Source organism: Hoeflea sp. AS16 (assembly GCF_038900095.1).
In the GTDB taxonomy this organism is placed as follows: Bacteria; Pseudomonadota; Alphaproteobacteria; order Rhizobiales; family Rhizobiaceae; genus Hoeflea.
The window spans coordinates 164,022-188,227 of sequence record NZ_JBBMQQ010000006.1 but is presented as its reverse complement, the minus strand read 5'-3'; the positions used below and the strand labels follow the sequence as shown (position 1 = coordinate 188,227).

The 24,206-nt window shown below is 61.2% G+C and carries 21 protein-coding genes; 15 read left to right on the top strand and 6 right to left on the bottom strand.

Annotation, left to right across the window (positions count from 1 at the left end; translation table 11 throughout):
- Positions 1 to 3: 3 nt before the first annotated feature.
- Positions 4 to 621, top strand: a complete 618-nt coding sequence (locus WNY80_RS15995; protein ID WP_342888395.1) for a M23 family metallopeptidase — start codon at positions 4 to 6, stop codon at positions 619 to 621.
- A gap of 39 nt (positions 622 to 660) precedes the next feature.
- Here WNY80_RS15995 and WNY80_RS15990 read toward each other — a convergent pair whose 3' ends face one another.
- Positions 661 to 2,250 carry a helicase HerA-like C-terminal domain-containing protein gene (locus WNY80_RS15990; RefSeq protein ID WP_342888394.1) on the bottom strand — a complete coding sequence of 530 codons (1,590 nt, stop codon included), beginning with the start codon at positions 2,248 to 2,250 and terminating at the stop codon, positions 661 to 663.
- 345 nt (positions 2,251 to 2,595) lie between these two features.
- Between WNY80_RS15990 and rfbF the strand changes: the two genes are divergently transcribed.
- From rfbF to WNY80_RS15960, 6 genes are all read left to right on the top strand, one after another.
- Entirely contained in the window at positions 2,596 to 3,366 is a 771-nt protein-coding gene (gene rfbF / locus WNY80_RS15985; protein WP_342888393.1) for a glucose-1-phosphate cytidylyltransferase, read from the top strand.
- Entirely contained in the window at positions 3,351 to 4,451 is a 1,101-nt protein-coding gene (rfbG, locus tag WNY80_RS15980) for a CDP-glucose 4,6-dehydratase (protein ID WP_342888392.1), read from the top strand. Before rfbF ends, rfbG begins: the two co-directional genes overlap by 16 nt.
- A complete protein-coding gene (gene rfbC, locus WNY80_RS15975) occupies positions 4,448 to 5,017 on the top strand; it encodes a dTDP-4-dehydrorhamnose 3,5-epimerase (protein ID WP_342888391.1) in 570 nt (189 codons plus the stop codon). The genes rfbG and rfbC overlap by 4 nt, the downstream gene beginning before the upstream one ends.
- Entirely contained in the window at positions 5,017 to 6,246 is a 1,230-nt protein-coding gene (locus WNY80_RS15970) for a class I SAM-dependent methyltransferase (RefSeq protein ID WP_342888461.1), read from the top strand. Before rfbC ends, WNY80_RS15970 begins: the two co-directional genes overlap by 1 nt.
- Before the next feature lie 319 nt (positions 6,247 to 6,565).
- Positions 6,566 to 7,069, top strand: coding sequence for an ATP-binding protein (locus tag WNY80_RS15965; protein WP_342888460.1), 504 nt, complete (start codon positions 6,566 to 6,568; stop codon positions 7,067 to 7,069).
- Between the two features lie 139 nt (positions 7,070 to 7,208).
- Positions 7,209 to 8,063, top strand: a complete 855-nt coding sequence (locus WNY80_RS15960; protein ID WP_342888390.1) for a D-amino-acid transaminase — start codon at positions 7,209 to 7,211, stop codon at positions 8,061 to 8,063.
- Between the two features lie 41 nt (positions 8,064 to 8,104).
- Here WNY80_RS15960 and WNY80_RS15955 read toward each other — a convergent pair whose 3' ends face one another.
- The gene (locus tag WNY80_RS15955; protein ID WP_342888389.1) at positions 8,105 to 8,893 is read right to left on the bottom strand and encodes an SDR family oxidoreductase; all 789 of its coding nucleotides are present in this window, start codon (positions 8,891 to 8,893) and stop codon (positions 8,105 to 8,107) included.
- A 124-nt stretch (positions 8,894 to 9,017) separates the two neighbouring features.
- Here WNY80_RS15955 and pyrC point away from each other — a divergent pair, with 124 nt between their 5' ends.
- The 3 genes from pyrC (at position 9,018) to WNY80_RS15940 (ending at position 11,812) form a co-directional block, all read left to right on the top strand.
- Positions 9,018 to 10,055 carry a dihydroorotase gene (pyrC, locus tag WNY80_RS15950; RefSeq protein WP_342888388.1) on the top strand — a complete coding sequence of 346 codons (1,038 nt, stop codon included), beginning with the start codon at positions 9,018 to 9,020 and terminating at the stop codon, positions 10,053 to 10,055.
- Between the two features lie 92 nt (positions 10,056 to 10,147).
- On the top strand, positions 10,148 to 10,843 hold the full coding sequence (locus tag WNY80_RS15945; protein WP_342888387.1) for an orotate phosphoribosyltransferase: 696 nt from the start codon (positions 10,148 to 10,150) through the stop codon (positions 10,841 to 10,843).
- A 45-nt stretch (positions 10,844 to 10,888) separates the two neighbouring features.
- Positions 10,889 to 11,812, top strand: a complete 924-nt coding sequence (locus WNY80_RS15940; RefSeq protein WP_342888386.1) for a carbohydrate kinase — start codon at positions 10,889 to 10,891, stop codon at positions 11,810 to 11,812.
- Here the strand turns inward: WNY80_RS15940 and pgi are convergent, their stop codons facing one another.
- From pgi to fumC, 4 genes are all read right to left on the bottom strand, one after another.
- Positions 11,813 to 13,444, bottom strand: a complete 1,632-nt coding sequence (gene pgi / locus WNY80_RS15935) for a glucose-6-phosphate isomerase (RefSeq protein ID WP_342888459.1) — start codon at positions 13,442 to 13,444, stop codon at positions 11,813 to 11,815.
- Between the two features lie 110 nt (positions 13,445 to 13,554).
- Positions 13,555 to 15,237 carry a long-chain fatty acid--CoA ligase gene (locus WNY80_RS15930; RefSeq protein ID WP_342888385.1) on the bottom strand — a complete coding sequence of 561 codons (1,683 nt, stop codon included), beginning with the start codon at positions 15,235 to 15,237 and terminating at the stop codon, positions 13,555 to 13,557.
- A 211-nt stretch (positions 15,238 to 15,448) separates the two neighbouring features.
- A complete protein-coding gene (gene ppk2 / locus WNY80_RS15925) occupies positions 15,449 to 16,333 on the bottom strand; it encodes a polyphosphate kinase 2 (RefSeq protein ID WP_342888384.1) in 885 nt (294 codons plus the stop codon).
- Positions 16,334 to 16,388: 55 nt separating this feature from the next.
- Positions 16,389 to 17,780, bottom strand: a complete 1,392-nt coding sequence (gene fumC, locus WNY80_RS15920) for a class II fumarate hydratase (protein ID WP_342888383.1) — start codon at positions 17,778 to 17,780, stop codon at positions 16,389 to 16,391.
- 140 nt (positions 17,781 to 17,920) lie between these two features.
- Between fumC and WNY80_RS15915 the strand changes: the two genes are divergently transcribed.
- The 5 genes from WNY80_RS15915 (at position 17,921) to pstB (ending at position 24,190) form a co-directional block, all read left to right on the top strand.
- The gene (locus tag WNY80_RS15915) at positions 17,921 to 19,225 is read left to right on the top strand and encodes an ATP-binding protein (RefSeq protein ID WP_342888382.1); all 1,305 of its coding nucleotides are present in this window, start codon (positions 17,921 to 17,923) and stop codon (positions 19,223 to 19,225) included.
- Between the two features lie 145 nt (positions 19,226 to 19,370).
- The gene (locus tag WNY80_RS15910; RefSeq protein ID WP_342888381.1) at positions 19,371 to 20,399 is read left to right on the top strand and encodes a substrate-binding domain-containing protein; all 1,029 of its coding nucleotides are present in this window, start codon (positions 19,371 to 19,373) and stop codon (positions 20,397 to 20,399) included.
- Between the two features lie 92 nt (positions 20,400 to 20,491).
- The gene (gene pstC / locus WNY80_RS15905) at positions 20,492 to 21,952 is read left to right on the top strand and encodes a phosphate ABC transporter permease subunit PstC (RefSeq protein WP_342888380.1); all 1,461 of its coding nucleotides are present in this window, start codon (positions 20,492 to 20,494) and stop codon (positions 21,950 to 21,952) included.
- Positions 21,949 to 23,307 (top strand): phosphate ABC transporter permease PstA, encoded by a 1,359-nt coding sequence (pstA, locus tag WNY80_RS15900; RefSeq protein WP_342888379.1) that lies wholly within the window; start codon positions 21,949 to 21,951, stop codon positions 23,305 to 23,307. The genes pstC and pstA overlap by 4 nt, the downstream gene beginning before the upstream one ends.
- 67 nt (positions 23,308 to 23,374) lie before the next feature.
- Complete coding sequence (gene pstB / locus WNY80_RS15895) at positions 23,375 to 24,190, top strand: phosphate ABC transporter ATP-binding protein PstB (protein ID WP_342888378.1); 816 nt, start codon at positions 23,375 to 23,377, stop codon at positions 24,188 to 24,190.
- The last annotated feature ends 16 nt before the right edge of the window (positions 24,191 to 24,206 follow it).

The following is a 24,206-nucleotide window of genomic DNA, read 5'->3' as shown; positions in this document are numbered from 1 at the left end:
GGAATGCGACACGGTATTCGCATGCTCTCAGCAATCGCAGCCGTGTCGGGGCTTTTGCTCTCTGCAGGTTGCGTGCAGCATGAATCCGGTTGGGCTTCGTCCTACCTGCCGAAGCACGAAGACAAACTCGTTGTGGCAATGCCGCAGGGTGCCCCGTCGATCTCGCAGCAATTCTACCGCGACCCGGCCGGGTCGGGCCATCTCGGCATCGATGTCATCAACGGGATCGGAACGCCGGTTCTTGCTGCGGCCGGTGGCCAGGTGACCGATTCCTATTTCGAACCGGCCTATGGCAACCGGATCACCATCGACCACGGGTTGAGTTCCAACGGCTTGAGGACCACCACCGTCTACAAGCACCTCAACAGCCGGGCAGTGTCGTCAGGCGACCGCGTCGAGCGCGGCCAGCAGATCGCAACGCTGGGCAACACCGGCGCACTGGCCGGCGGCATTCCGCATCTGCATTTCGAAGTGCGCCGGGAAGTCAGGCCGAAGGTCTTCAGGGCAATCGACCCGCACAAGGTCTGGGCCGGCGGTGTTGGGCAGGTCAGCTGCTTTGATCCCGCCACAGCGGACGAGCCGGATGGCTTTGGCACCACCTATCCGGTGCCCTGCCGCTAAAGGCGGCACGGGCAAACCGGACCAGATGGATCTGTTTGCTCAGAAGCCCTTTTTGAGCGAGCCGAGAATGCCCCGCACCAGCGCACGGCCGAGCGAGGTCGCCGCTGACCTCGCAACAGATTTGATCACGGTTTCAGTGACCGTCTGACGCTGGTAGCCCGGGCGTGACCGGCTTGATTTCTTGCGCCTGGAGGATTTGGCGCGGCCGCGCTCGTCCTCGTCATCATCGTCGCCATATCCGGGCAGGGTCCAGCGCCTGCTTTCGGGCCGCTCCTGTTCCTTCTCTTCCTCGCGGCGGCGCTCGTCCTCTTCCGCCTTCGCCGCTTCCTCGGCACGCCGTGCCAGCATCTCGAAGGCGCTGTCGCGGTCAAGATCGGTATCGTACTGCCCGGCCACCGGGCTGACCGCCATCACCTTTTGCCGCTCGGGCTCGGTGATCGGGCCAAGCCGCGAGGCGGGTGGGCGGACCAGCGTCCGTTCGACCATCGAGGGCACGCCCTTTGCGCCCAGTGTGGAAACCAGCGCCTCGCCGACACCAAGCTGCGTGATCGCTTCGAAGCAATCGAAGGCGGGGTTGGGCCGGAATGTTTCCGCCGCCACCTTCACCGCCTTTTGTTCGCGCGGCGTATAGGCCCGGAGCGCGTGCTGGATGCGGTTGCCGAGTTGCGAGAGCACTGATTCTGGAACGTCAAGCGGGTTCTGGGTGACGAAATACACCCCGACGCCCTTGGAGCGGATCAGCCGGACCACCTGCTCGACGCGGTCGATCAGGATCTTCGGTGCCTCATCGAACAACAGATGCGCCTCGTCGAAGAAGAACACCAGCCGCGGCTTGTCGGAATCGCCGACTTCGGGAAGTTCTTCGAACAGCTCCGACAACAGCCACAACAGGAACGTGCCATAAAGCCGCGGGTTCATCATCAGCTTGTCGGCGGCCAGCACCGAGATCGCGCCGCGACCGTCATTGGTGGTGCGCATGATGTCTGAGATTTTCAGCGCCGGTTCGCCGAAGAAGTTTTCCGCGCCCTGCTGCTCAAGCACCAGCAGCCCGCGCTGGATCGTGGACAGCGACTGCTTGGTGATGTTGCCGTACATCGCCGAGAGCTTTTCCGTCTCGCCTGCCATGTAATTCAGCAACGAGCGCAAATCCTTGAGATCGAGCAGCGGCAGTCCGTTTTCGTCGGCCAGCTTGAAGGCGATGTTGAGCACGCCTTCCTGCGCATCCGACATGTCCATCAGCCGCGCCAGAAGCAGCGGCCCCATCTCCGAAATCGTGGTGCGGACACGGTGGCCCTTTTCCCCGAACAGGTCCCAGAAGATGACCGGGAATTCCTGGAACTCGTATGGATCCAGCCCGATCGTTGTGGCTCGTTTTTCCAGGAAATCCTTGTATTCGCCGATCGCGGCGATGCCTGAAAGGTCGCCTTTGACATCGGCGCAGAACACCGGAACGCCGGCATTGGAGAAACTCTCGGCCAGAATCTGCAGCGTCACGGTCTTGCCGGTGCCGGTGGCGCCGGTAATCAGCCCGTGGCGGTTGGCATATTTGAGGTCGAGATATTCACCCTTGTTGATGCTGTCGTCGGGATTGCGGCTGGTGCCGACATAAAGCTTGCCTTCTTCTAGCATAACGTCCTCGTGCTGCGCCGGTCATGGCGGTTGGGCTTTCGCATGCGCAGCGCGCAAGCATCACCGACCACTTATAGGCAAGCCCTGTCCCCGGAACAATGCTTCTGATCAGCTTCATACGGGAGGCTGGAAGCTACAGGCTTTCCATATCTGTCCATCTCGTCTTACAGTCCGGTCTTGCTACAGCCTCGGGAAAGCTTGTGCCGCTAGCTTTCAGAGGCTGATTGTCAGGGGAATATCGGGCACCATGAAGCATGGGGCAACAATGAAGCCTGAAACCATCTGCTTGCCGTCGGGGCTGGCGGATGGTCGCGGCTGTGGCCGGATGAGCCGGGGAGTAACGCCATGAAGGTTGTGATTCTCGCCGGCGGACTGGGCTCACGGCTCTCGGAGGAAACCCACCTGCGGCCCAAGCCCATGGTGGAGATTGGCGGCCGGCCGATCCTCTGGCACATCATGAAGCTCTACCATACCCACGGCTTGCGTGACTTCATCATCTGCTGCGGCTTTCGCGGCTACGTGATCAAGGAATATTTCGCCAACTATGCGCTCCACATGTCGGACCTGTCGTTCGACATGTCCGACAACACCGTCCATTTCCATCGCCAGAGCGCCGAGGACTGGCGGGTGACGCTTGTCGATACCGGCGAAAACACCCAGACCGGTGGCCGGCTGAAACGCGTGGCGCCTTATCTCGAGGGCGAAGAAAGTTTCTGCTGCACCTATGGGGACGGGCTGTCGGACGTTGATATTTCGGCGACTATCGACTTTCACAAATCACATGGCCGGCATGCCACCGTCACGGCTGTGCGGCCGCCGGCGCGCTTTGGCGCGCTCAAGCTCGATGGCGACAAGGTTCAGGGGTTTATCGAGAAACCGGAAGGCGAGGGCGGTTTTATCAATGGCGGTTTTTTCGTGCTCTCCAACCCGGTGCTTGATCTCATCGAGAACGATCAGACCAGTTTCGAGGGCGAGCCGCTGACACAACTCGCCGAGACAGGCGAACTGCGCGCCTTCTTTCACCGTGGCTTCTGGCGGCCAATGGACACATTGCGCGACAAGACCATGCTCGAGGCGCTCTGGACGGAAGGGAACGCGCCTTGGAAAAGCTGGTGATCCAGGGACTTCCCAATCGCGATTTCTGGCGCGGGCGCAGGGTGCTTCTCACCGGTCATACCGGGTTCAAGGGCGCCTGGATGCTGTTCTGGCTCGAAGCCATGGGGGCGCGGGTCACCGGGTGCTCGCTGGCGCCGGAGCAGCCTCAAGCGCTGTTTTCGCACCTGCATGCACCGGAACGGCTGGCGAGCGAACTTGTCGATATCCGCAATCCGGAAGATGTCGCCGGCCTGGTCGCCCGCGCGCGGCCCGAAATCGTTTTCCACCTCGCGGCCCAGTCGCTGGTGCGCCGCGGATACAGCGATCCGCATGGCACGTTTGCCACCAATGTTCACGGAACCAACAATCTCCTGCAGGCCCTGGCGCAGGTGAACACCGCTCTCGCCATTGTCGTCACGACCACCGACAAGGTGTACCGGAATTCGGATGACGGTCGCGCATTCGTCGAGACCGATCCGCTCGGCGGTCACGATCCCTATTCCGCCAGCAAGGCGGCCTGCGAAATGGTGGTTGACGGATGGCGCAGCCGGTTTGCGGCCGAGGGATGCGGCATTGCAACGGCGCGGGCCGGAAATGTGATTGGCGGCGGAGACTGGGCGGAAGACCGTCTGGTTCCCGACGCGGTCAAGGCCTGGTCGTCGGGTGAGGTGCTCAAGGTCCGGCGGCCGGAGGCAACGCGGCCCTGGCAACATGTTCTCGAACCGCTGCGCGGATATCTGCTGCTTGCTGAAAGGCTTGCATCCGGCGCCGATGTGGCTCCGGCCTACAATTTCGGCCCGCGGACCGAAAGTGCGACCGTGCGCAAGGTGCTGTCGCTTGCAGCTGCCGAATTTGGCGATGTGCGAACCGAATTTGCCGATACCCCGGAAGGCCCTGCCGAGGCACAGGCCCTGGCCCTCGATCCCACGCTGGCCGAAACCGGTCTCGGGGTCTCGGGTCTTTGGGGTCTGGACCGGACAGTGACGCTGACCGCGCAATGGTATCGCAATTTCCTGGCCGGCAGCCGGGCGCGGGAATTGTGCGAGGCTGATTGCTGCGCCTATCTCGACGCCGTCAAGCGCGCATCCATGGCGTGCGTCCGGTGAGTGCTTCTCCGTTTGAATTGACGCCGCTGATGCCGGGCCGGAACGATGGCCCGGTGCTGGTGCGGCGCGCACCGTTTGCCGACGAGCGCGGCGCTTTCGCACGCATTTTCTGCGCCGAAGCGCTCGCCGGAATCGGCTGGCCCGGGCCGGTGGCGCAGATCAATCACAGCCGCACCGAAAAGGCAGGCACACTGCGCGGCATGCATTATCAGCGCCCGCCCCACGCAGAAGCCAAGCTCGTCGTCTGTATCCGCGGCGCGGTCCATGATGTTGCCGTCGACGTCCGCCAGGACAGCTCGTCGCAGCACGCACATGTCGGCGTCGAGCTGTCAGCGGAAGCCGGCACTGCCATCTATATTCCCGAAGGTTTTGCGCACGGGTTTCAGGCACTCACCGACGAGGTGGAACTCATCTACATTCATTCCGTCGCCTATAACAGGGAACACGAAGCCGGGCTGCGGCACGATGATCCGGTGCTCGGCATTGCCTGGCCCTTGCCCGTCACCGGGCTTTCCGCACGCGATGCCGCCCATCCGATGATCGATGCCGGGAGGCCGCTCTCATGATGCATTGCAGACATTGCGGCGGAACCGAATTCATTCCCTTCCTCGATCTGGGCGAGGCGCCACCATCCAATTCCTATCTCGACGAGGCTGACCTGTCGCGGCCGGAAAAGCGCTATCCGCTGGTCATCCGCACCTGCACGGAATGCTGGCTGACCCAGACCGAGGATTTTGCCGACCGGGAGGAATTCTTTTCCGGCGACTATGCCTATTTCTCGTCATTTTCCAGAACCTGGCTCGATCATGCCAGATCCTATGTCGGGGCAATGCGCGACCGGTTTGGCCTTGGCGCCGGCAGTCTGGTCGCCGAGGTCGCTGCCAATGACGGCTACCTGCTGCAATATGTCAAAGAGCTTGGCATTCCCTGCTACGGCATCGAGCCGACGCGCAGCACCGCCGAAGCGGCGCGGTCGAAAGGCATCGAGATCGTCGAGGATTTTTTCGGTCGGGACCTGGCCGGCAAACTGGCGGCAGAGGGACAGCAGGCGGACCTCATCGCCGCGAACAATGTGCTGGCCCACGTCCCCGACATCAACGATTTCGTTGGCGGTTTCGCACGGCTCCTCAAACCGTCGGGCGTTGCCACCTTCGAGTTTCCGCATCTTTATGAAATGGTTCGGGGCAACCAGTTCGACACCGCCTATCACGAGCACTATTCCTACCTCTCGCTGCTTGCCGTCGACCGCATTTTCAGCGCCAACGGTCTGACGGTCTTCGATATCGAAACCACGCCGCACCACGGCGGCAGCCTCAGGGTGTTTGCCTGCCGCAGCGACCAGGCTGCGCATCGCATAACTCCGGCGGTGGGCGCCATGCTCGAAACCGAGCGGCGCGCCGGAATGAACAGCCAGGCCTTCTATGCCGGTTTTCAGGTCACCGCCGAGACCGCCCGCGACGATTTTCGGGCCTTCCTTGCCGATTGTCGCGCCAACGGCCTGAAAGTGGCTGCCTATGGCGCCGCCGCCAAGGGCAACACGCTTCTCAATTTCGCCGGCGCCGATGCCGGTGATATCGCCTTCGTTGTTGACCGGAACCCGGCCAAGCAGGGGCGTTACATGCCCGGCTCGCACATTCCGATCGTCAGCGAGGACCGACTTGCCTCCGACCAACCACACAGGGTGGTAATACTGCCATGGAACATCGAGACAGAAATCAGGACCCAGCTTACCTGTATCAGCGATTGGGGTGGACAGTTCGTGACCGCGATCCCGAAGCTGCGGATCAGGGCGTAGGCGACACGGTCGAGATCGAGCTGACCGGCAAGAAAGGCCGGGTCAAGCCTGACACGGCCCGAAAATCAAACGCTTGATTGTACGTTTTGACCAATGCGTTTTCGCGCCGCGCGACAACGGCATCACAGCGCACCCGCATTTTCCATGCCGGTCATGGATTTCAATGCATGTCCGTGCCACAAATTGTCCATGAACACGTTCGTTGAAAAGCTCGGTGGCAGCAAGAGAGCCCGAATTATCTGCCCGGCCTGATTTGCCGGGCCGGGTAGCTGGTATCTCGACGAAACAAGCGCGGCCCGCGCACATCAAAGTTGTTCCCATGCCATCGACATCACCAACGCTGCATCTCGTATGCGGCAAAATAGCCTCCGGAAAATCCACGCTGACTGCCAAACTTGGCGACATGCCGAAAACGGTTGTCCTTGCCGAGGATGACTGGCTGGCCACGCTTTACTCCGACGAAATGGCCTCGATCTCCGATTACGTTCGGTGTTCGGCAAAACTGCAGGCGATCATGGGGCCTCATATCGTCTCTTTGTTGAATGCAGGTGTGTCTGTGGTGCTGGATTTTCCGGCAAACACGGTCGCCAACCGAATGTGGATGCGCGCCATCATCGATGTAACGAATGCGACCCACAGGCTGCATTTTCTCGATGTCCCGGACGAGGTTTGCAAAGCGAGATTGCGCGCCCGAAATGAAAGCGGCGAGCATCCGTTTGCGTTAACAGACGAACAATTCCTGCAAATCTCTCGGCATTTTGTTGCTCCGACGGCCGAAGAGGGCTTCAACATCGTGACGCACCGTCTGGATGATGAAGCCTAGTCAGGCCCGTATCACCGGTGCATTGCCAGTCCACGCGCAGCTGCTCTGCCGTGTCGGGAATAGCGTTCGGACAAAATAGCTGTTGGCGGACTGCAGCAAATTTGGCATGAGACTAAGGTCCATAATTGAGAGGTTTGCCATGCGTACGGTTTATGTCAACGGAAGCTATGTGCCGGAAAACGAGGCCAAGGTCTCGGTGTTTGACCGGGGTTTCCTGTTCGGTGACGGCATCTATGAAGTTGCCTCTGTGCTTGGTGGCAAGCTGATTGATTTTCCTGCCCACATCGCCCGGCTGCATCGTTCTGCCAACGAACTGGGCATGCGCTTTACTGTCAGCGATGATGATCTGCTGGCGATCCACCGCGAACTGGTGGCCCGCAACAATGTCGAAGAGGGTGTGGTCTATCTGCAGATGACCCGCGGCGCCGTCGACCGCGATTTCCTGTTCGACACCGAAAAGCTGACGCCGACACTGGTTCTGTTCACCCAGAGCCGCCCGCTGATCGATACGGGCGTGGCAAAAAACGGCATGAAGATTGTCTCGATCCCGGATCTGCGCTGGGGCCGCTGTGACATCAAGACGGTGCAGCTGCTTTATCCCTCGCTTGGCAAGATGGAAGCCAAGTCCCGCGGTGCCGATGATGCCTGGCTGGTGCGCGATGGCGTGGTCACGGAAGGCACGTCGAACAATGCCTTCATCGTCACCCGCGACGGCGCGATTGTCACCCGGCCCTTGTCGCACTCGATCCTGCCCGGTATCACCCGCGCAGCCCTGATGGCCTATACGGAAGCCAACGGCACGAAGATCGAGGAGCGCGAATTCACCATCGAGGAAGCCAGGGACGCTGCCGAGGCCTTCATCACCTCGGCCTCTGTCTTCGTCGGCCCGGTGGTCTCGATTGATGGCGTCGAGCTTTCGGGCGGCAAGCCCGGACCGGTGACACTCGGCTTGCGCAAGACCTATATCGAGGAAAGTCTCAAGCGCGCTGTTTGAAGCTGAACCGGGCCGCAAAGGCCCGGTTCGCAACGTCCGTCTCAGACAGACTTGATCGCGCCGCCATCGCAACGGATCATCGATCCGTTGATATAGCTCGCCCGGGCGCTGACGATGAACGCAGCCGTGTTGGCAAACTCTTCAACCGCACCGTAGCGTCCGACCGGGATATCCTTCTGCGCTGCCTTGGCGACATCGGCAACATCCCGGCCTGAGCGCTTTGCGTTCGCGGCGTCGAGCTGCTTCAGCCGATCGGTGTCGATCCTGCCCGGCAGCAGCATGTTGAAGGTGACGCCATCGCCGGCGACTTCGTTGGCCATCGATTTCGACCAGCCGACGAGCGTGGCCCGCAGCGCATTGGAAAGCCCCAGGTTCGGGATCGGCTGGATCACCCCGGAAGAGGCCACCGTCAGCACCCGGCCCCAACCCTGCGCCCGCATTCCCGGCAGGAAGCGCGCGGTGATGTCCATCACGCTCATCACCATGATTTCGAACTGGCGGTGAACGACCGACAGATCGGCCTCGCTCATCAGGCCGGGGGGCGGCCCGCCCGTGTTGTTGACCAGAATGTCGAGGCCGCCGAATTCGCGCTTGACGGTTTCCTCAAGCAGCGCCGGCGTGTCCTTGTCCGACAGGTCGGAGACCACGAACCGCGCCTTGCCCGCACCGCGCGCATTGATGGCCTGAACTGCGGCTTCAAGACGGGCGCCATCGCGCCCGGTGATCAGCACATCTCCGCCCTCTGCGGCAATCGCTTCTGCAATGCCGAGGCCCAGTCCGCGCGATGACGCCAGCACCAAAGCCCGTTTTCCTGTCAATCCGAGATCCATGAAGTCTTTCCCTGTTTGCCTGTTGCCTGCTAAAGGCTTGCCATATCAGTTGCCGCCCGAGGCCGAAAAGGTCAACCCCGCAATCGCGGCAGATAGGGCGGCCTAATCCAGGGAGAACCCCAGCGTGGTCGAGATTACCATTCCGAAGCCTGATGATTGGCACCTGCATTTGCGCGATGGCGCAATGCTCGAAGGTGTTCTGCCCTATAGTGCGCGTGATTTCGCCCGTGCCATCATCATGCCCAATCTGGTGCCGCCGGTGGTCACCAGTGCCGATGCGAAAGCCTATCGCGACCGCATCATGGCGGCCTTGCCCACCGGCCTGGATTTTACCCCCTTGATGACGCTTTATCTGACTGAAGGCACCGATCCTGCCGATGTCGTCAGCGCCCATGCCTCGGGGCTGGTAACGGCGGTGAAGCTTTATCCCGCCGGTGCCACCACAAATTCCCATTCCGGTGTGCGCGATCTTTCCAAGGTCATGCCGGTACTGGAAAAGATGGCCGGGATCGGCATGCCGCTGTGCATCCACGGCGAAGTCACCGATCCGGCAGTGGATATCTTCGACCGCGAAGCCGTCTTCATCGAAACCGTGCTCGATCCGCTGCGCCGCAGGTTGCCTGAACTCAAGATCACGCTTGAGCATGTCACGACCTCCAATGGCATCGATTACGTCATGGATGCGGACTCCAACCTGGCTGGTAGCATCACCACGCATCATTTGATGATCAACCGCAACGCCATTCTCGCCGGCGGCATCAAGCCGCATTACTACTGCCTGCCGGTTGCCAAGCGCGAAAGCCACCGGCTGGCGCTGCGCAAGGCGGCAACGTCCGGCGACAGGCGGTTCTTTCTCGGCACCGATTCTGCCCCCCATGTTGACCCGTTGAAGGAATGCGCTTGCGGCTGCGCCGGCATTTTCACCTCGATCAACACGCTGGCATGTCTCGCTCATGTCTTCGAGCAGGACGGCGCACTCGACAAGCTCGCCGGATTTGCCAGCCTGAACGGGCCGGCCTGGTATGGATTGCCGGTCAACACAGAGACGGTGACGCTGGTGCGGCGCGACGAACCGGTGGCCTGGCCTGAAAGGATCGAGACCGGTGACGGACCGGTGACGGTGTTTGACCCGCTGGTGCCCATCCACTGGGAAGTTGCCTGAGCGCTCTTTAATCCGCGGGGCCGAACTGGTATTCGGGTCCGCGAAACCCTTGCCGGGCAAATTGTCCGGGCCAGCCCCCGGAGGCGACGCCGATGTTTTCCAACACGTTTCCCGACAAGGCGAAGATCGCCGAACTTGTCGCCAGCCAGCTTCTCGAAATCAAGGCGGTGCATTTCAATGCCACCGAGCCTTACAAGCTTGCCTCCGGGATGATGAGCCCGGTCTACATCGATTGCCGCAAGCTGATCTCCTATCCGCGCATCCGCTCTGCCGTGATGGACTTCGCAGCCGCCACGATCCTGTCGGAAGCCGGCTTCGAGCAGTTCGACTGCATCGCCGGTGGCGAGACGGCCGGCATTCCCTTCGCGGCATTTCTGGCAGAACGCCTTGGCCTGCCGATGATCTATGTGCGCAAGAAGCCCAAGGGCCACGGCCGCAACGCCCAGATCGAGGGCGAATTGCCGGAAGGTTCGCGGGTGCTGGTCATCGAGGATCTGACCACCGCGGGCGGATCGATGTTCACCTTCATCGACGCCATCCGCGAAGCCGGATGCACAGTCGATCATGGCATCGCGCTGTTCTACTACGGCATTTTTGAAGAGGCCGGAAAGCGCTTCGCCAACGGCAATGTCGAATTGCATTATCTCGCCACCTGGCGCGATGTGCTGGCCGCGGCAACCCGGCAGCAGGCCTTCGATCCGGCGACCCTCAAATCGGTGGAGGCATTTCTCGATGCGCCGCTGCAATGGTCGGCACAGCATGGTGGCGTTTCCGAACTTCCGGCATAATATCAGGCAATCCTGTCCGCTTGGGCAGCAAGTGGAGGACACCCGATGATCATCTGTTGTGGCGAAGCGCTGATCGACATGCTGCCGCGCACCACGACCGCGGGCGAGGATGCGTTCGCGCCCTATGCCGGTGGTGCGGTGTTCAACACGGCTCTGGCGCTTGGCCGTCTCGGACTGGACACCAGCTTTTTCACCGGCCTGTCGAGCGACATGTTCGGCGATATTCTGCGTGAGGCGCTGACCGCCAGCGGCGTCGACCACAGCCCTTGCGCAACGCTTGATCTCAACACCACGCTGGCTTTCGTCCGGCTGGTCAATGGTCAGGCAAGTTACGCATTCTTCGACGAGAACACCGCAGGCCGGATGATCACAGAAGAACATCTGCCGGATCTCGGCGACGATGTGGAAGCCTTGCACTTCGGTGCGATCAGCCTGATTCCCGATCCCTGTGGCGCCACCTATGAAAGCCTGATGCGGCGCGAACATGCCTCGCGGGTGATCTCGCTCGATCCCAATATCCGCCCCAGCTTTATCACCGATACCGCAAAGCACCGCGCCCGCATCGACCGGATGATCGCCATGAGCGATATCGTCAAGATGTCGGACGAAGACCTCGAGTGGTTTGGCCAGCCCGACATGGAAACCGCTGCCCGAACCTGGCTCGCGCAGGGCCCCAGCCTGGTGGTGTTCACCCGCGGCGCAAAGGGTGCCATCGGTTTTACCGCCGATCACACGGTCGAGGTTGACGGCGTGCCTGTCACGGTCGCCGATACGGTGGGCGCAGGCGACACCTTCAATGCCGGCATTCTCGCCTCGCTGAAGCGGGACAATCTGCTGACCAAAGAGGCGATGAAGACCCTGTCGGCGGATGCCGTCGGCAATGCGTTGCGGCTTGGCGCCAAGGCGGCCGCCGTCACCGTCTCGCGGCCCGGCGCCAATCCGCCCTGGGCCAGCGAAATCGGCTTCTGATCAGCTCTCGCCGCGCATCTGGCGGATCGTTCCGGCCAGCATCAGCGTCGAGCTGTCATGGCCTTCGCCACTGTTCTCGCCCTTGACCACCGGCAACAGCGCGGTCGCCAGTTCCTTGCCCAGTTCCACGCCCCACTGGTCAAACGCGTTGATGCCGAAAATCTGCGCCTCGACGAACACCCGGTGCTCGTAAAGCGCAATCAGCCGCCCGAGCGCAAACGGCGTCAGCTTGTCATAAACCAGGGTGATCGACGGCCGGTTGCCCGGAAATGTCTTGTGCGGCGCAAGCCGGTCGGCTTCAGCTTCCGAAGCACCCGCGGCGATCAACTGCGCCCGTGCTTCTTCCGTAGTGCGGCCGCGCATCAGCGCTTCCGACTGCGCCAGGCAATTGGCGATCAGCAGCTGATGCTGATGCGCCAGATGCGGTTCATGCCCGTTGGCGGCGATCATGAACTCGACCGGGATCACGTCGGTGCCCTGGTGCAAGAGCTGGAAGAAGGCGTGCTGGCCATTGGTGCCCGGCTCGCCCCAGACGATCGGCCCCGATGCGGTGTTCAGCGGCTTGCCATCCAGGCCGACCGACTTGCCGTTTGATTCCATGTCGAGCTGTTGCAGATAGGCCGGAAACCGCGACAGCCGCTGGTCATAGGGAATGATCGCCCGGCTCGGGTATCCGCACACCAGCCGGTGCCAGATGCCCAGCAGCCCCAGCAGCATGGGCAGGTTCTGCGCGACGGGCGCGGACTTGAAATGGTCGTCCATGGCGCGCGCGCCGGCAAGAAACTCCGCGAAATTCGTCTTGCCAATGGCAATCATCAGCGGCAGCCCGATGGCCGACCACAGCGAATAGCGGCCACCAACCCAGTCCCAGAAACCGAAGACGCGGTTCTCGTCGAGACCGAACTTGGCCACCTTGTCGAGCGCCGTGGAAAGTGCCGCGAAATGTTGCGCTACCGCGGCTTCCCCCAGCTTCGAGACAATGAAATCCCGCGCGGTTGCGGCGTTGGTCATCGTCTCGATCGTGGTGAAGGTCTTCGAAGCGACGATGATCAGCGTGGTTTCCGGATCAAGCCCTGACAGCGTATCGGAAATATGGGCGCCATCGACATTGGAAACGAAATGCAGCCGCGGTCCGTCATGGTAGGGCGCCAGCGCCAGTGTCGCCATCACCGGGCCGAGGTCCGAGCCACCGATGCCAATATTGACCACATCGGTGAAGGCCTTGCCGGTCGCGCCGCAAATCGATCCGTCGCGCAGCCCGTCCGAAAACGCGCCCATGGCGTCAAGCACCGCGTGAACCTGCGGTACCACGTTCTCTCCATCGACACGAATGTCGGCGTCCGCTGCTGCCCGCAAAGCGGTGTGCAGGACTGCCCGGCCTTCGGTGGTGTTGATTGCCTCACCGGCAAACATCCGGTCACGTTGGGTCTCGACGCTTGCGGCCGTTGCCAGTCCGGAAAGCAGCGCCAGCGTCTCGTCATTCACCGCACACTTGGAGAAATCCATTTTCAGGTCTTCAAGTGCCGCTGTATAGCGGCCGGCGCGAGCGGAATCGGCGGCAAAGGCGGCCCGAAGCGAGCCGACAGCGCCGCTGTCCCGATGGGATTTGAGATCTGACAAAGCCTGGGGAATGGTCTTCGACAAGGTATGGGCCTCCGTGTTGGGATACCCACCTATGCAGAGAGGCCCGCGGGAAATCAAGTTTTCCGCGGGCCTCTCTGGTTCAATCTGGCTGCAAGGCTCTAGTCGCGCAACTCGCGGCGCAGGATCTTGCCGACATTTGTCTTCGGCAACTCGTCCTTGAACACAACCACCTTGGGCCGCTTGTAGTTGGTCAGTCCGGTGGCGCAGTGCGCCTTGACGTCGGCCTCGGTGAGGTTGGGGTCCTTGCGCACCACGAACAGCTTCACCGCTTCACCCGAATGTTCATCCGGCATCGCAACCGCTGCCGCTTCAACAATTCCCGGATGCGAGACTGCGAATTCCTCGACCTCGTTGGGATAGACATTGAAGCCCGAGACCAGGATCATGTCCTTCTTGCGGTCGACGATCTTGGTGTATCCCGCCTCGTCCATGATGCCCATGTCGCCGGAGCGGAAATAGCCGTCCTCGGTCATCACCTTGGCCGTCTCGTCGGATCGGTTCCAGTATCCCGCCATCACCTGCGGGCCCTTGATGCAGATCTCGCCGACTTCGCCCAATGGCATCGACTTGCCATCCTCGTCGCGGATGTCGATGAAGGTTGAGGGCAGCGGCAGGCCGATGGTTCCGGAAAACTCGTCGGCGTCAAACCGGTTGGCTGTGGCCACCGGAGATGTTTCCGACAGGCCGTAACCTTCCGAAATCACGCAGCCGGTCAGTTCCTTCCAGCGTTCCGCCACCGGCCGCTGTACCGCCATTCCGCCACCGAGCGACAACAGCAGCGGCTTGAAGTTCAGCTTCTGGAAGTCTTCATTGTTCAGCAGCGCGTTGAAAAGCGTATTCAGCCCCGGGAAGACGTGGAATTCGTACTTGCCCAGTTCCTTGACGAAGCCCGGAATGTCACGCGGGTTGGGGATCAGCAGATTGTGCGCGCCCTGTGACATCCCCATCAGCGCGTTCACCGTCAGTGCAAAGATATGATAAAGCGGCAGCGCGCAGACATAGAGCAGAACCTCGGGCTTCTGCTTCTTGATGAAGGCGGCAGGAAGCCAGAGGTCGTTTTGCGCGACGTTCGAGAGCACGTTCGAATTGGTTAGCGTTGCGCCCTTCGATACGCCGGTGGTGCCGCCGGTATATTGCAGGAACGCCACGTCATCGGGTTTGATGTCCGTGGCCTTGAGCGTCATGCCCTGTCCGGCAGACAGCGCAGCCTTGAAGCTGACATGGCCGGGCAGCGACCAGGCCGGAACCATTTTCTTGACCTTGCGGACGACGAAGTTGACCAGGTGCCCCTTCAACCCCATGAGGTCGCCCATGCTCGCGACACAGACGTGCTTGACGTCGGTGCGGGCAACGACCTGCTGCAAGGTGACGGCAAAGTTCTCGAGAATGATGATCGCTTTCGCGCCTGAATCCTTGAGCTGGTGTTCAAGTTCGCGAGGAGTGTAGAGCGGGTTGACGTTGACGACCGTATAGCCGGCGCGCAGCACGGCGGCCATTGTCACCGGCATCTGCAGGATGTTCGGCATCATCACCGCAACCCGGTCACCCTTTTGAAGTCCGAGCGACTGCAGCCAGGCGCCGATGGCCGATGACAGGCGTTCCGTCTCCCCATAGGTGATGGTCTTGCCCATGCAGGTGTAAGCCGGCCGGTCGGCAAAGCGCTTGAATGAATCCTCGAGCAAGCCTGCGACCGACGAATGTGGCAGCGGGCCGATATCAGCGGCAGTGTTTGGCGGGTAGGACGCCAGCCAGATGCGGTCATTGGCAGCAGTCGTATTCATGATGTCTCACTCCCTTTTCTTTCCGGATGCGGGTGCACGCTTTGAACTGGCACTTCCCCTCTCCCTCACCCGGCCTCTCCAAGATTTAGTTTGCCGCGATGTCGGTTGCAATGCCTTCCCTTGACGTAAACGTCAAAATTCCCTGCATTATTTCGTCGCGGCTGGTCGATACTGGCGCTGTGCCGGATTCCTGCACCGGCAGCAGTCGAATTCACTTGCGGATTGCATCGGCGCCCATGCCGACGATGGCCTCGTCGATTTCACCGATCGCCCCCTTGTCCTTGCCGGTGTAGGGCAGTTCCGTCAGTATCGTCCGGATAACATTGATCCGGGCGCGGCGCTTGTCGTTGGCGCGCACCACCGTCCACGGCGCATGGTCGGTATGGGTTTCCTCAAGCATCAGGTCACGCATTTCGGTGTAGTCGTCCCATTTGTTCAGGCTGGCGATATCCATCGGCGACAGTTTCCAGGATTTGAGCTTGCTGTGCCGGCGGTCGTGGAACCGCTTGAACTGCATTTCGCGGCCGATATTGAGCCAGAACTTGAACAGGTGGATGCCGGCCTTCACCGGCATGCGCTCGAAGTGCGGTGTCTCCTCGAGAAAATGCGCATGCTGTTCCGGCGTGCAAAATCCCATCACCGGTTCGACCCCGGCACGATTGTACCAGGACCGGTCGAACATCACGAACTCGCCGGAGGTCGGGAAATGATCGACATAGCGCTGATAGTACCATTGCCCGCGCTCGGTCTCGGTTGGCTTGGGCAAGGCCACGATGCGGGCCGACCGCGGGTTCATGTAAGCCCGTGTGGCGCCGATTGATCCGCCCTTGCCGGCGGCATCCCGGCCTTCGAACACCGAGATCACACGATTGCCGGTCTCGCCAAGCCATGTCTGGACCTTGACCAGTTCGACCTGCAGCGCTTTGAGCGTGTCCTCGTAGTCGTCGCGGTCGAGCTTCTTCTTGTAGGGGTAGTTGTCCGACGTGAAGGCATTGTCATCCACCCAGTCGGGGAGCTTGGGATCGTCAATGTCGAAGGTTCTCAGCTTGCCGTTGACGTCAAGCTCGACAGCCCGGCTGGTTTTATCGGTGTCCATCATCATGTCCTCTGGATACTGTCTTCATCTCAAGAATGCCCGCTGTCACGACAGTTCAACCGGGATGGGTCATCTCTTCAGGACGGACAATACGGTCGTAATCCTCTGCTGTCACGAGGCCGCTCTTCAGCGCCTCTTCGCGCAAGGTGGTGCCGTTCGTGTGCGCCTTCTTGGCAATCGCCGCGGCGTTGTCATACCCGATGGTCGGCGCAAGCGCCGTCACCAGCATCAGCGAGCGGTTCAGTGCCGCCTTGATGTTGTCCTCGCGGGCCTCGATGCCGGCAACGCAATTGTCGGTAAACGAGATCGAGGCGTCGGCCAGCAATTGCACCGATTGCAGGAAATTGTAGGCCATCACCGGGTTGTAGACATTGAGCTCGAAATGTCCCTGGCTGCCGGCGAAGCTCAAGGCCGCATTGTTGCCGAACACCTGTACGCAGACCTGCGTCATCGCCTCGCACTGGGTCGGGTTGACCTTGCCCGGCATGATCGAGGAGCCCGGCTCGTTTTCGGGCAGGGCCAGCTCGCCCAGACCGGATCGCGGGCCTGACCCGAGGAAGCGGATGTCGTTGGCAATCTTGAACAGCGCCGCCGCGGCAGCATTGATGGCGCCATGCGAAAACACCATCGCGTCATGGGCTGCAAGCGCCTCGAACTTGTTCGGAGCCGTGACAAAGGGCAACTCGGTGATCCCGGCAATATGCTTGGCAACCTTCTCGGCAAACCCGACAGGCGCATTCAGGCCGGTGCCGACCGCTGTGCCGCCCTGCGCCAGTTCGTAAAGGCCGGGCAACGTCGTTTCGATCCGCTTGATCGATGAGGCCACCTGCGCGGCGTAACCGCTGAACTCCTGGCCCAGCGTCAGCGGCGTCGCGTCCTGCGTGTGGGTCCGGCCGATCTTGATGATCTTGGCAAACGATTTTGCCTTGTTGTCGAGCGCTTCGTGCAAATGCTTCAACGCCGGCAACAGCACGCGGACAATCTGTTCGGCGCAGGCGATGTGCATGGCCGTCGGATAGGTGTCGTTGGACGACTGGCTCATATTGACGTGGTCGTTGGGGTGGACCGGTTTCTTCGATCCCATTTCGCCCCCCATCATCTCGATCGCGCGGTTGGAGATCACCTCGTTGGCATTCATGTTGGACTGGGTGCCCGATCCTGTCTGCCAGACAACCAGCGGAAAATGCGCATCGAGCTTGCCGTCGATCACTTCCTGCGCCGCGGCCACGATGGCGGCGCCGATTTCCGGATCGAGGCGCTTGAGTTCCATGTTGGTTTCCGCCGCGGCGCGCTTGACGATGCCCAGCGCCCGCACGATTGAAAGCGGCTGTGTTTCCCAGCCAATCTTGAAATTGCCGAGCGAGCGCTGGGCCTGTGCGCCCCAGTATTTGTCCGCCGGGACTTCGATCGGCCCAAAGCTGTCGGTTTCGGTTCGGTATTTGGCCATCCTGGTCATCCTGTTCACTTGGCTGCACGCCGGAGCGGTCAGTCTCTGATATGAAAGGTCACATCGTCATTGTGATTTCAAGTTGTGCGGTTAAACAAGTAGAGCATCTGGGAAGCAGACAAGTCTAGGCGGGCAATTGCATGGCTGAAAAAACACAGGGTCTGGCGGAAGGCGAGGGGGACCGGACCGGACTGGCCTCGCGGCTCAGAGCCCACATGCCTCCGCTTGTTCTGGGGGGCGTGGCGGCACTTGCTTCCATGTTTGCGGGGCTTCAACCTTGGCAGGCCGCCATCGGCTATGGGGTATACGTGGCAGGCCTTCTGTTCTGGCCCGGCAACAGGGCAGCCGCCCTGTCGCGGGCGGAAAAGAAGGCCGCCAAATCGACAGCGCTGGATTTCGCCGTCATTGAGGCGCTGGACATGCCGGCGATCGTGTTCGACCGCGACACCCTGATTGTGCATCAGAATGCCGCCTCGCGATTGCTTGTTGGTGCCTACCCCGAACGTGCCGCCCTGTCGGCGCGTATCAGGTCCCCCGTCATCCTCGATCTGGTCGCCCGGGTTGTGGCCCGCGGCATGCCTGAAAGCGTGGAACACTCCGAGCGGGTGCCTTCCGAGCGATGGCACGAGGTTCGGGGTGCCCCGGTGTGGACGGGAGCCGAGCCCGGCAAGCAGCTCTTCGTTCTGACATTCCGCGACCTGACGGAGGCAAGGCGCATGGACCGGATGCGGACCGACTTTGTAGCCAATGCCAGCCACGAGCTCCGGACTCCGCTCGCCTCGCTCATGGGGTTCATCGAGACCATGCAGGGACCTGCGCGCGATGATGAAGCCGCGCGCACCCGGTTCTTCGCCATCATGCTGGATCAGGCGCAGCGCATGGCCCGCCTGATCGACGACCTTCTGTCCCTGTCCCGGCTGGAGATGCGGGCCCATGTCGCGCCCGAAGGACAGGTCGATCTCGGCCACACCGTCACCCATGTGGTCGACACCTTGAAGCCGATGGCAAAGGATCTTGGAGTCGAGATCGAGCTGGATCTGCCCGCAGAACCGGTTGTCGTTGCCGGCGATGTCGATGAGCTGATCCAGGTGTTTTCCAACCTGGTTGAGAACGCCTGCAAATATGGCCAGACCGGCAAGCGCGTGCAGATCATTGTCGCCGACACCGAAGCCGAAGGCGCACATGTCACGGTGAGGGACTTCGGTCCCGGTATCGCCAAGGAACACGTCCCCCGCCTCACCGAACGGTTCTATCGTGTCGATGTGGAGACCAGCCGGACCAAAAAGGGAACCGGTCTTGGCCTCGCCATCGTCAAACACATCCTTACGCGCCACCGGGCACGGCTGGTTGTGCGCTCCAAGCCGGGCGAAGGATCGGCCTTCAGTGTCAAATTCAGCCCCTCCGAGTCCGGCAAGGATTCGGTGAAGGAGGAATTATATAAGTAAATTCAATGAGATGAACCGTCATAAAACAGTGATCCAATTGTCATAAAACGGAATCCCGAAAGGCCTAGAAAGGGCCAGCCTTAGATGGCTGACAAGCGGCTCTGCAAGAGAGCCACGCCACACTGACCCACGACGGGAGACTCTCATGAACGCACTCAAATTCGCCGCTGCCGCACTTGTGGCCTCCACGGCCTTCGCCGGCGCCGCTGTTGCCCGCGACCAGATCCAGATCGCCGGTTCCTCGACCGTCCTGCCTTACGCATCCATTGTTGCCGAAGCCTTCGGCGAAAACTTCAGCTTTCCCACACCGGTTGTTGAATCCGGTGGTTCGGGCGCGGGCCGCAAGAAGCTTTGCGAAGGCGTTGGTGAAAACACCATCGACATCGCCAACTCGTCCTCGCGCATCAAGCAGTCGGATATCGACCTGTGCGCGTCCAACGGCGTGAGCGAAATCCAGGAAGTCCGGATCGGTTACGACGGCATCGTGTTTGCCTCCGACATCAACGGCGAAGGCTTCGCTTTCACACCTGCAGACTGGTACAACGCCCTTGCCGCCAAGGTGATGAAGGACGGCGCGCTGGTCGACAACACCGCAAAGACCTGGGCTGACGTCAACCCGGATCTGCCTGCCCAGGACATCCTGGCATTCATCCCCGGCACCAAGCACGGCACCCGCGAAGTCTTCGACGTCAAGGTTCTCGAAGCCGGCTGCGAGGCGACCGGCGCCGAAGAAGCCTACAAGGCTGCAGGCGACGAAAAGGCCAAGGGCTGCACCGCCCTGCGCACCGACGGTGCTTCCGTCGATATCGACGGCGACTACACCGAGACCCTGGCGCGCATCGACGCCAACAAGAACGCCATCGGCGTGTTCGGCCTGTCGTTTTATGAAAACAACACCGACAAGCTGCAGGTTGCCACCATGTCGGGCGTCAACCCGTCGACCGAAACCATTGCTTCGGGCGAATATCCGGTGTCGCGTCCGCTCTACTTCTACGTCAAGAACGCACATCTCGACGTGATCCCGGGCCTGCAGGAATACATCGAGTTCTTCGTCTCCGACGAAATCGCAGGCCCTGACGGCCCGCTGGCTGCCTACGGCCTCGTCTCCGACCCGGAACTCGCCAAGACCCAGGAAATGGTCAAGAACCGCACCCCGATGGCTGCGCTCAACTAAGCCGTTTCACCTGACAAAGGGGCGGCGCGCAAGCGCCGCCCTGCTTGCTTACAACGCGCTCGCAGGCGGGGCGCAAACAGGACGAATGTGACATGACTATCGGTCTTATCGTACTCATCGTGCTCGGCCTGGCAGCTATCGGCTATTTTGTCGGCCGGCGCCGTGCGGTCACGACGGCTGAGCGGGATGGCGCGAAACTCCATTCACTGCCTTCCTATCACGGCCAGTCGGTGGCCCTGTTTGTTGCGGTCCCCGCACTGTTCCTTCTGGGTGCATGGCTGTTCCTGCAACCGGTTCTGATCGAGAGCTCCATCAGCGGCAAGATCCCTGAGAGCGCTGTTCCCGAAGGCGGCGCAAAAAGCCTCGTCATGTTCGATGTGCGCCGGATCGCCGGCGGATTGAGCCAGATCGTCGATCTGGGCGAGATATCCGAGAATGATCTCGTCGACATGCGCGCCGATGTGACGGATGTCCGCGCGCGGCTGGCACAGGTCGGTGTCGCGCTCGGTTCCGATGTGAGCCCGGTGGTCTTTGAGGCTGCCAAGCAATATCGCAGCATCGAACTCACGGCTTCATTCTTCCGCAATTTGGCCGTCCTGCTGGTCGCCCTTGCCTTTGGCGCCTGGGCCTTGGCGCGCATCCAGCCGAGACTGCGCGCCCGCAACATCAGCGAGACATTCGTCGCCGCGCTCCTGATGGGATCGTCCCTGGTCGCGATCCTGACCACGGTCGGCATCGTCGGATCGTTGCTGTTTGAATCGATCTCGTTCTTCAAGATGTACCCGGCCGCGGATTTCTTCCTGTCCACCACCTGGAACCCGCAGTTCCGGGGTGGCTCCGATCTCGGCTTCCTGCCGCTGCTCTGGGGCACGCTCTACGTTTCCTTCGTGGCGCTGGTGCTCGCTGTGCCGCTTGGGTTGATGATCGCGATCTACCTTGCCGAATACGCCGGCAGCACGCTGCGCAGTTTTGCCAAGCCTGCCATCGAGGTGCTCGCCGGGATTCCCACCATCGTCTACGGTCTCTTCGCGCTGATCACGGTGGGCCCGTTCCTGCGCGACTGGATAGCCCAGCCGCTAGGTCTGGGCAGCTCCTCTTCCTCGGTGATGACGGCTGGTCTGGTCATGGGCATCATGCTGATCCCGTTCATTTCCTCGCTGTCCGATGACATCATCAACGCCGTGCCGCAGGCAATGCGCGACGGCTCCTACGGCCTGGGCGCAACGAAGTCGGAAACCATCAAGCAGGTGATCCTGCCTGCGGCCCTGCCGGGTATTGTCGGCGCATTCCTTCTCGCCGCCAGCCGGGCCATTGGCGAAACGATGATTGTGGTGATGGGTGCCGGAGCGGCCGCGCGCCTCGATCTCAATCCCTTCGAGGCCATGACCACGATCACCGTCAAGATCGTCAGCCAGCTGACCGGCGACACCGAATTCGCCAGTCCCGAAACCCTGGTGGCTTTCGCGCTTGGCCTGACGCTGTTTGTTTTCACCCTCTGCCTGAACATTCTGGCGCTCTACATCGTGCGCAAATATCGGGAACAGTACGAATGACCGAAGTCTCCACCGGTACAATGACAGGATCAGGCCGCTTGCAAGGCAAGTCGCTTTTCAACGTCGGGGAGCGCACCCGCAAGCGCCAGGCGTCCGAGCGCCACTTCAGGATGATGGGCCTCGCGGCGGTCATCTTCTCCATTCTCGCGCTCATCGGCCTGATGACCTCCATCCTGTCGAACGGATTGTCATCCTTCCGCCAGACCTACGTGACGATGGACGTGCATCTCGATGCCGCAAAGCTCGACAAGAAGGGCAATCGCAACCCGGCCGATATCGAGAAGATCACCACGTTCACCATCCAGCCGCTGATCCAGGCCGCGCTGCAAAAGACGATGCAGGAGCAGGGCATCGCTGTCGAAGGGCTCAATGCCAAAAAGGCGGTTGAGCTGATTTCCAAGGAAGCGCCGGCCCAGCTGCGCCGTTTCGTGCTGGCAAACCCGGATGCCATCGGCACGACTGTCTCGTTCGACCTGCTCGCGTCTGGTCGCATCGACGGCTATTACAAGGGCCGCGTGAGCATGGAATCCGCCGCGCTCGACCGCAACATCTCGCCCGAACAGCTGGTGCTGGCCGACAAGCTCAAGCAGGCGGGCATTCTGGAATCCCGCTTCAACTGGTCGTTCTTCACCGCTCCCGACGCGTCCGACACACGGCCTGAAGCGGCCGGTCTCGGCGTCGCCATCATCGGCTCGGCCTACATGATGCTGATCGTGCTGGTGCTGGCGCTGCCGATCGGTGTGGCGGCTTCGATCTACCTCGAAGAGTTCGCGCCGCAAAACCGCTGGACCGATCTGATCGAGGTCAATATCGCCAACCTGGCTGCCGTGCCTTCCATCGTCTTCGGTATTCTCGGTTTGGCGATCTTCATCAATTTCATCGGCTTGCCGCAATCGGCCCCGATTGTCGGCGGACTTGTGCTGACATTGATGACGCTGCCGACCATCATCATCGCAACACGCGCGGCATTGAAGGCGGTTCCGCCGTCGATCAACGATGCTGCGCTGGGCATCGGCGCATCGAAGATGCAGGCGATCTTCCATCACATCCTGCCGCTGGCTGCCCCGGGCATCCTCACCGGCACGATCATCGGTCTCGCCCAGGCGCTGGGGGAAACGGCGCCACTGCTGTTGATCGGTATGGTGGCATTCGTCCGTGAATATCCCGGCGCGCCGCCCGAAGGCTTCTTTGATCCTGCCTCTGCCCTGCCGGTTCAGGTTTACAACTGGACCCAGCGTGGCGATCCGGCCTTCTTCGAGCGGGCGTCGGGCGCGATTATCGTGCTGCTGATTTTCCTGGTCATCATGAACGTGATTGCCGTCCTGCTGCGCCGCCGCTTCGAGCGCCGCTGGTAGGATGCGGCAGTTGCCTTTGAAACAACCAAGCCCTGAGTATACTGAAATTGTTGAAGGGAAGACGGAGATGAACATCATGTCTGAAGCGGTTACCGAAAAAGCGGTCGATGCCGCGATCGCAGAATCCGCGATCAAGATGCGCGGCACCGATGTCAGCGTCTTCTACGGCGAAAAACAGGCGCTCTTTGGTGTCAATCTCGAAGTCCGAAAGAACAGCGTGACGGCCCTGATCGGCCCGTCCGGCTGTGGCAAGTCGACGTTTCTGCGCTGTCTGAACCGGATGAACGACACGATCGAAATCTGCCGGGTCACCGGGGAAATCACGCTCGAAGGCGAAAACATCTATGACCCGATGATCGATGTCGTGGAACTGCGCGCCCGCGTCGGCATGGTCTTTCAGAAACCCAACCCGTTTCCCAAATCGATCTACGAGAATGTCGTCTACGGGCCGCGCATTCATGGCCAGGTTTCCACCCGCGCCGAGATGGACGAAGTTGTCGAGCGCAGCCTGATCAAGGCCGGCCTGTTCAACGAGGTCAAGGACCGTCTGCATGAACCCGGCACAGGCCTGTCGGGTGGACAGCAGCAGCGGCTCTGCATAGCGCGCGCCATCGCCGTCAGCCCCGAAGTCATCCTGATGGACGAGCCGTGCTCGGCGCTCGATCCCATCGCCACAGCCAAGGTCGAGGAGCTGATCGACGAGCTTCGCGTCAATTACACCATCGTCATCGTGACCCACTCGATGCAGCAGGCAGCCCGCGTCTCGCAACGCACGGCGATGTTCCATCTGGGCAAGCTTGTCGAGGAGGGGGACACCGACAAGATGTTCACCAATCCGGACAACAAGCTGACTCAGGACTACATCACCGGCCGCTTCGGCTAATCCGGTTGCCTTTCGC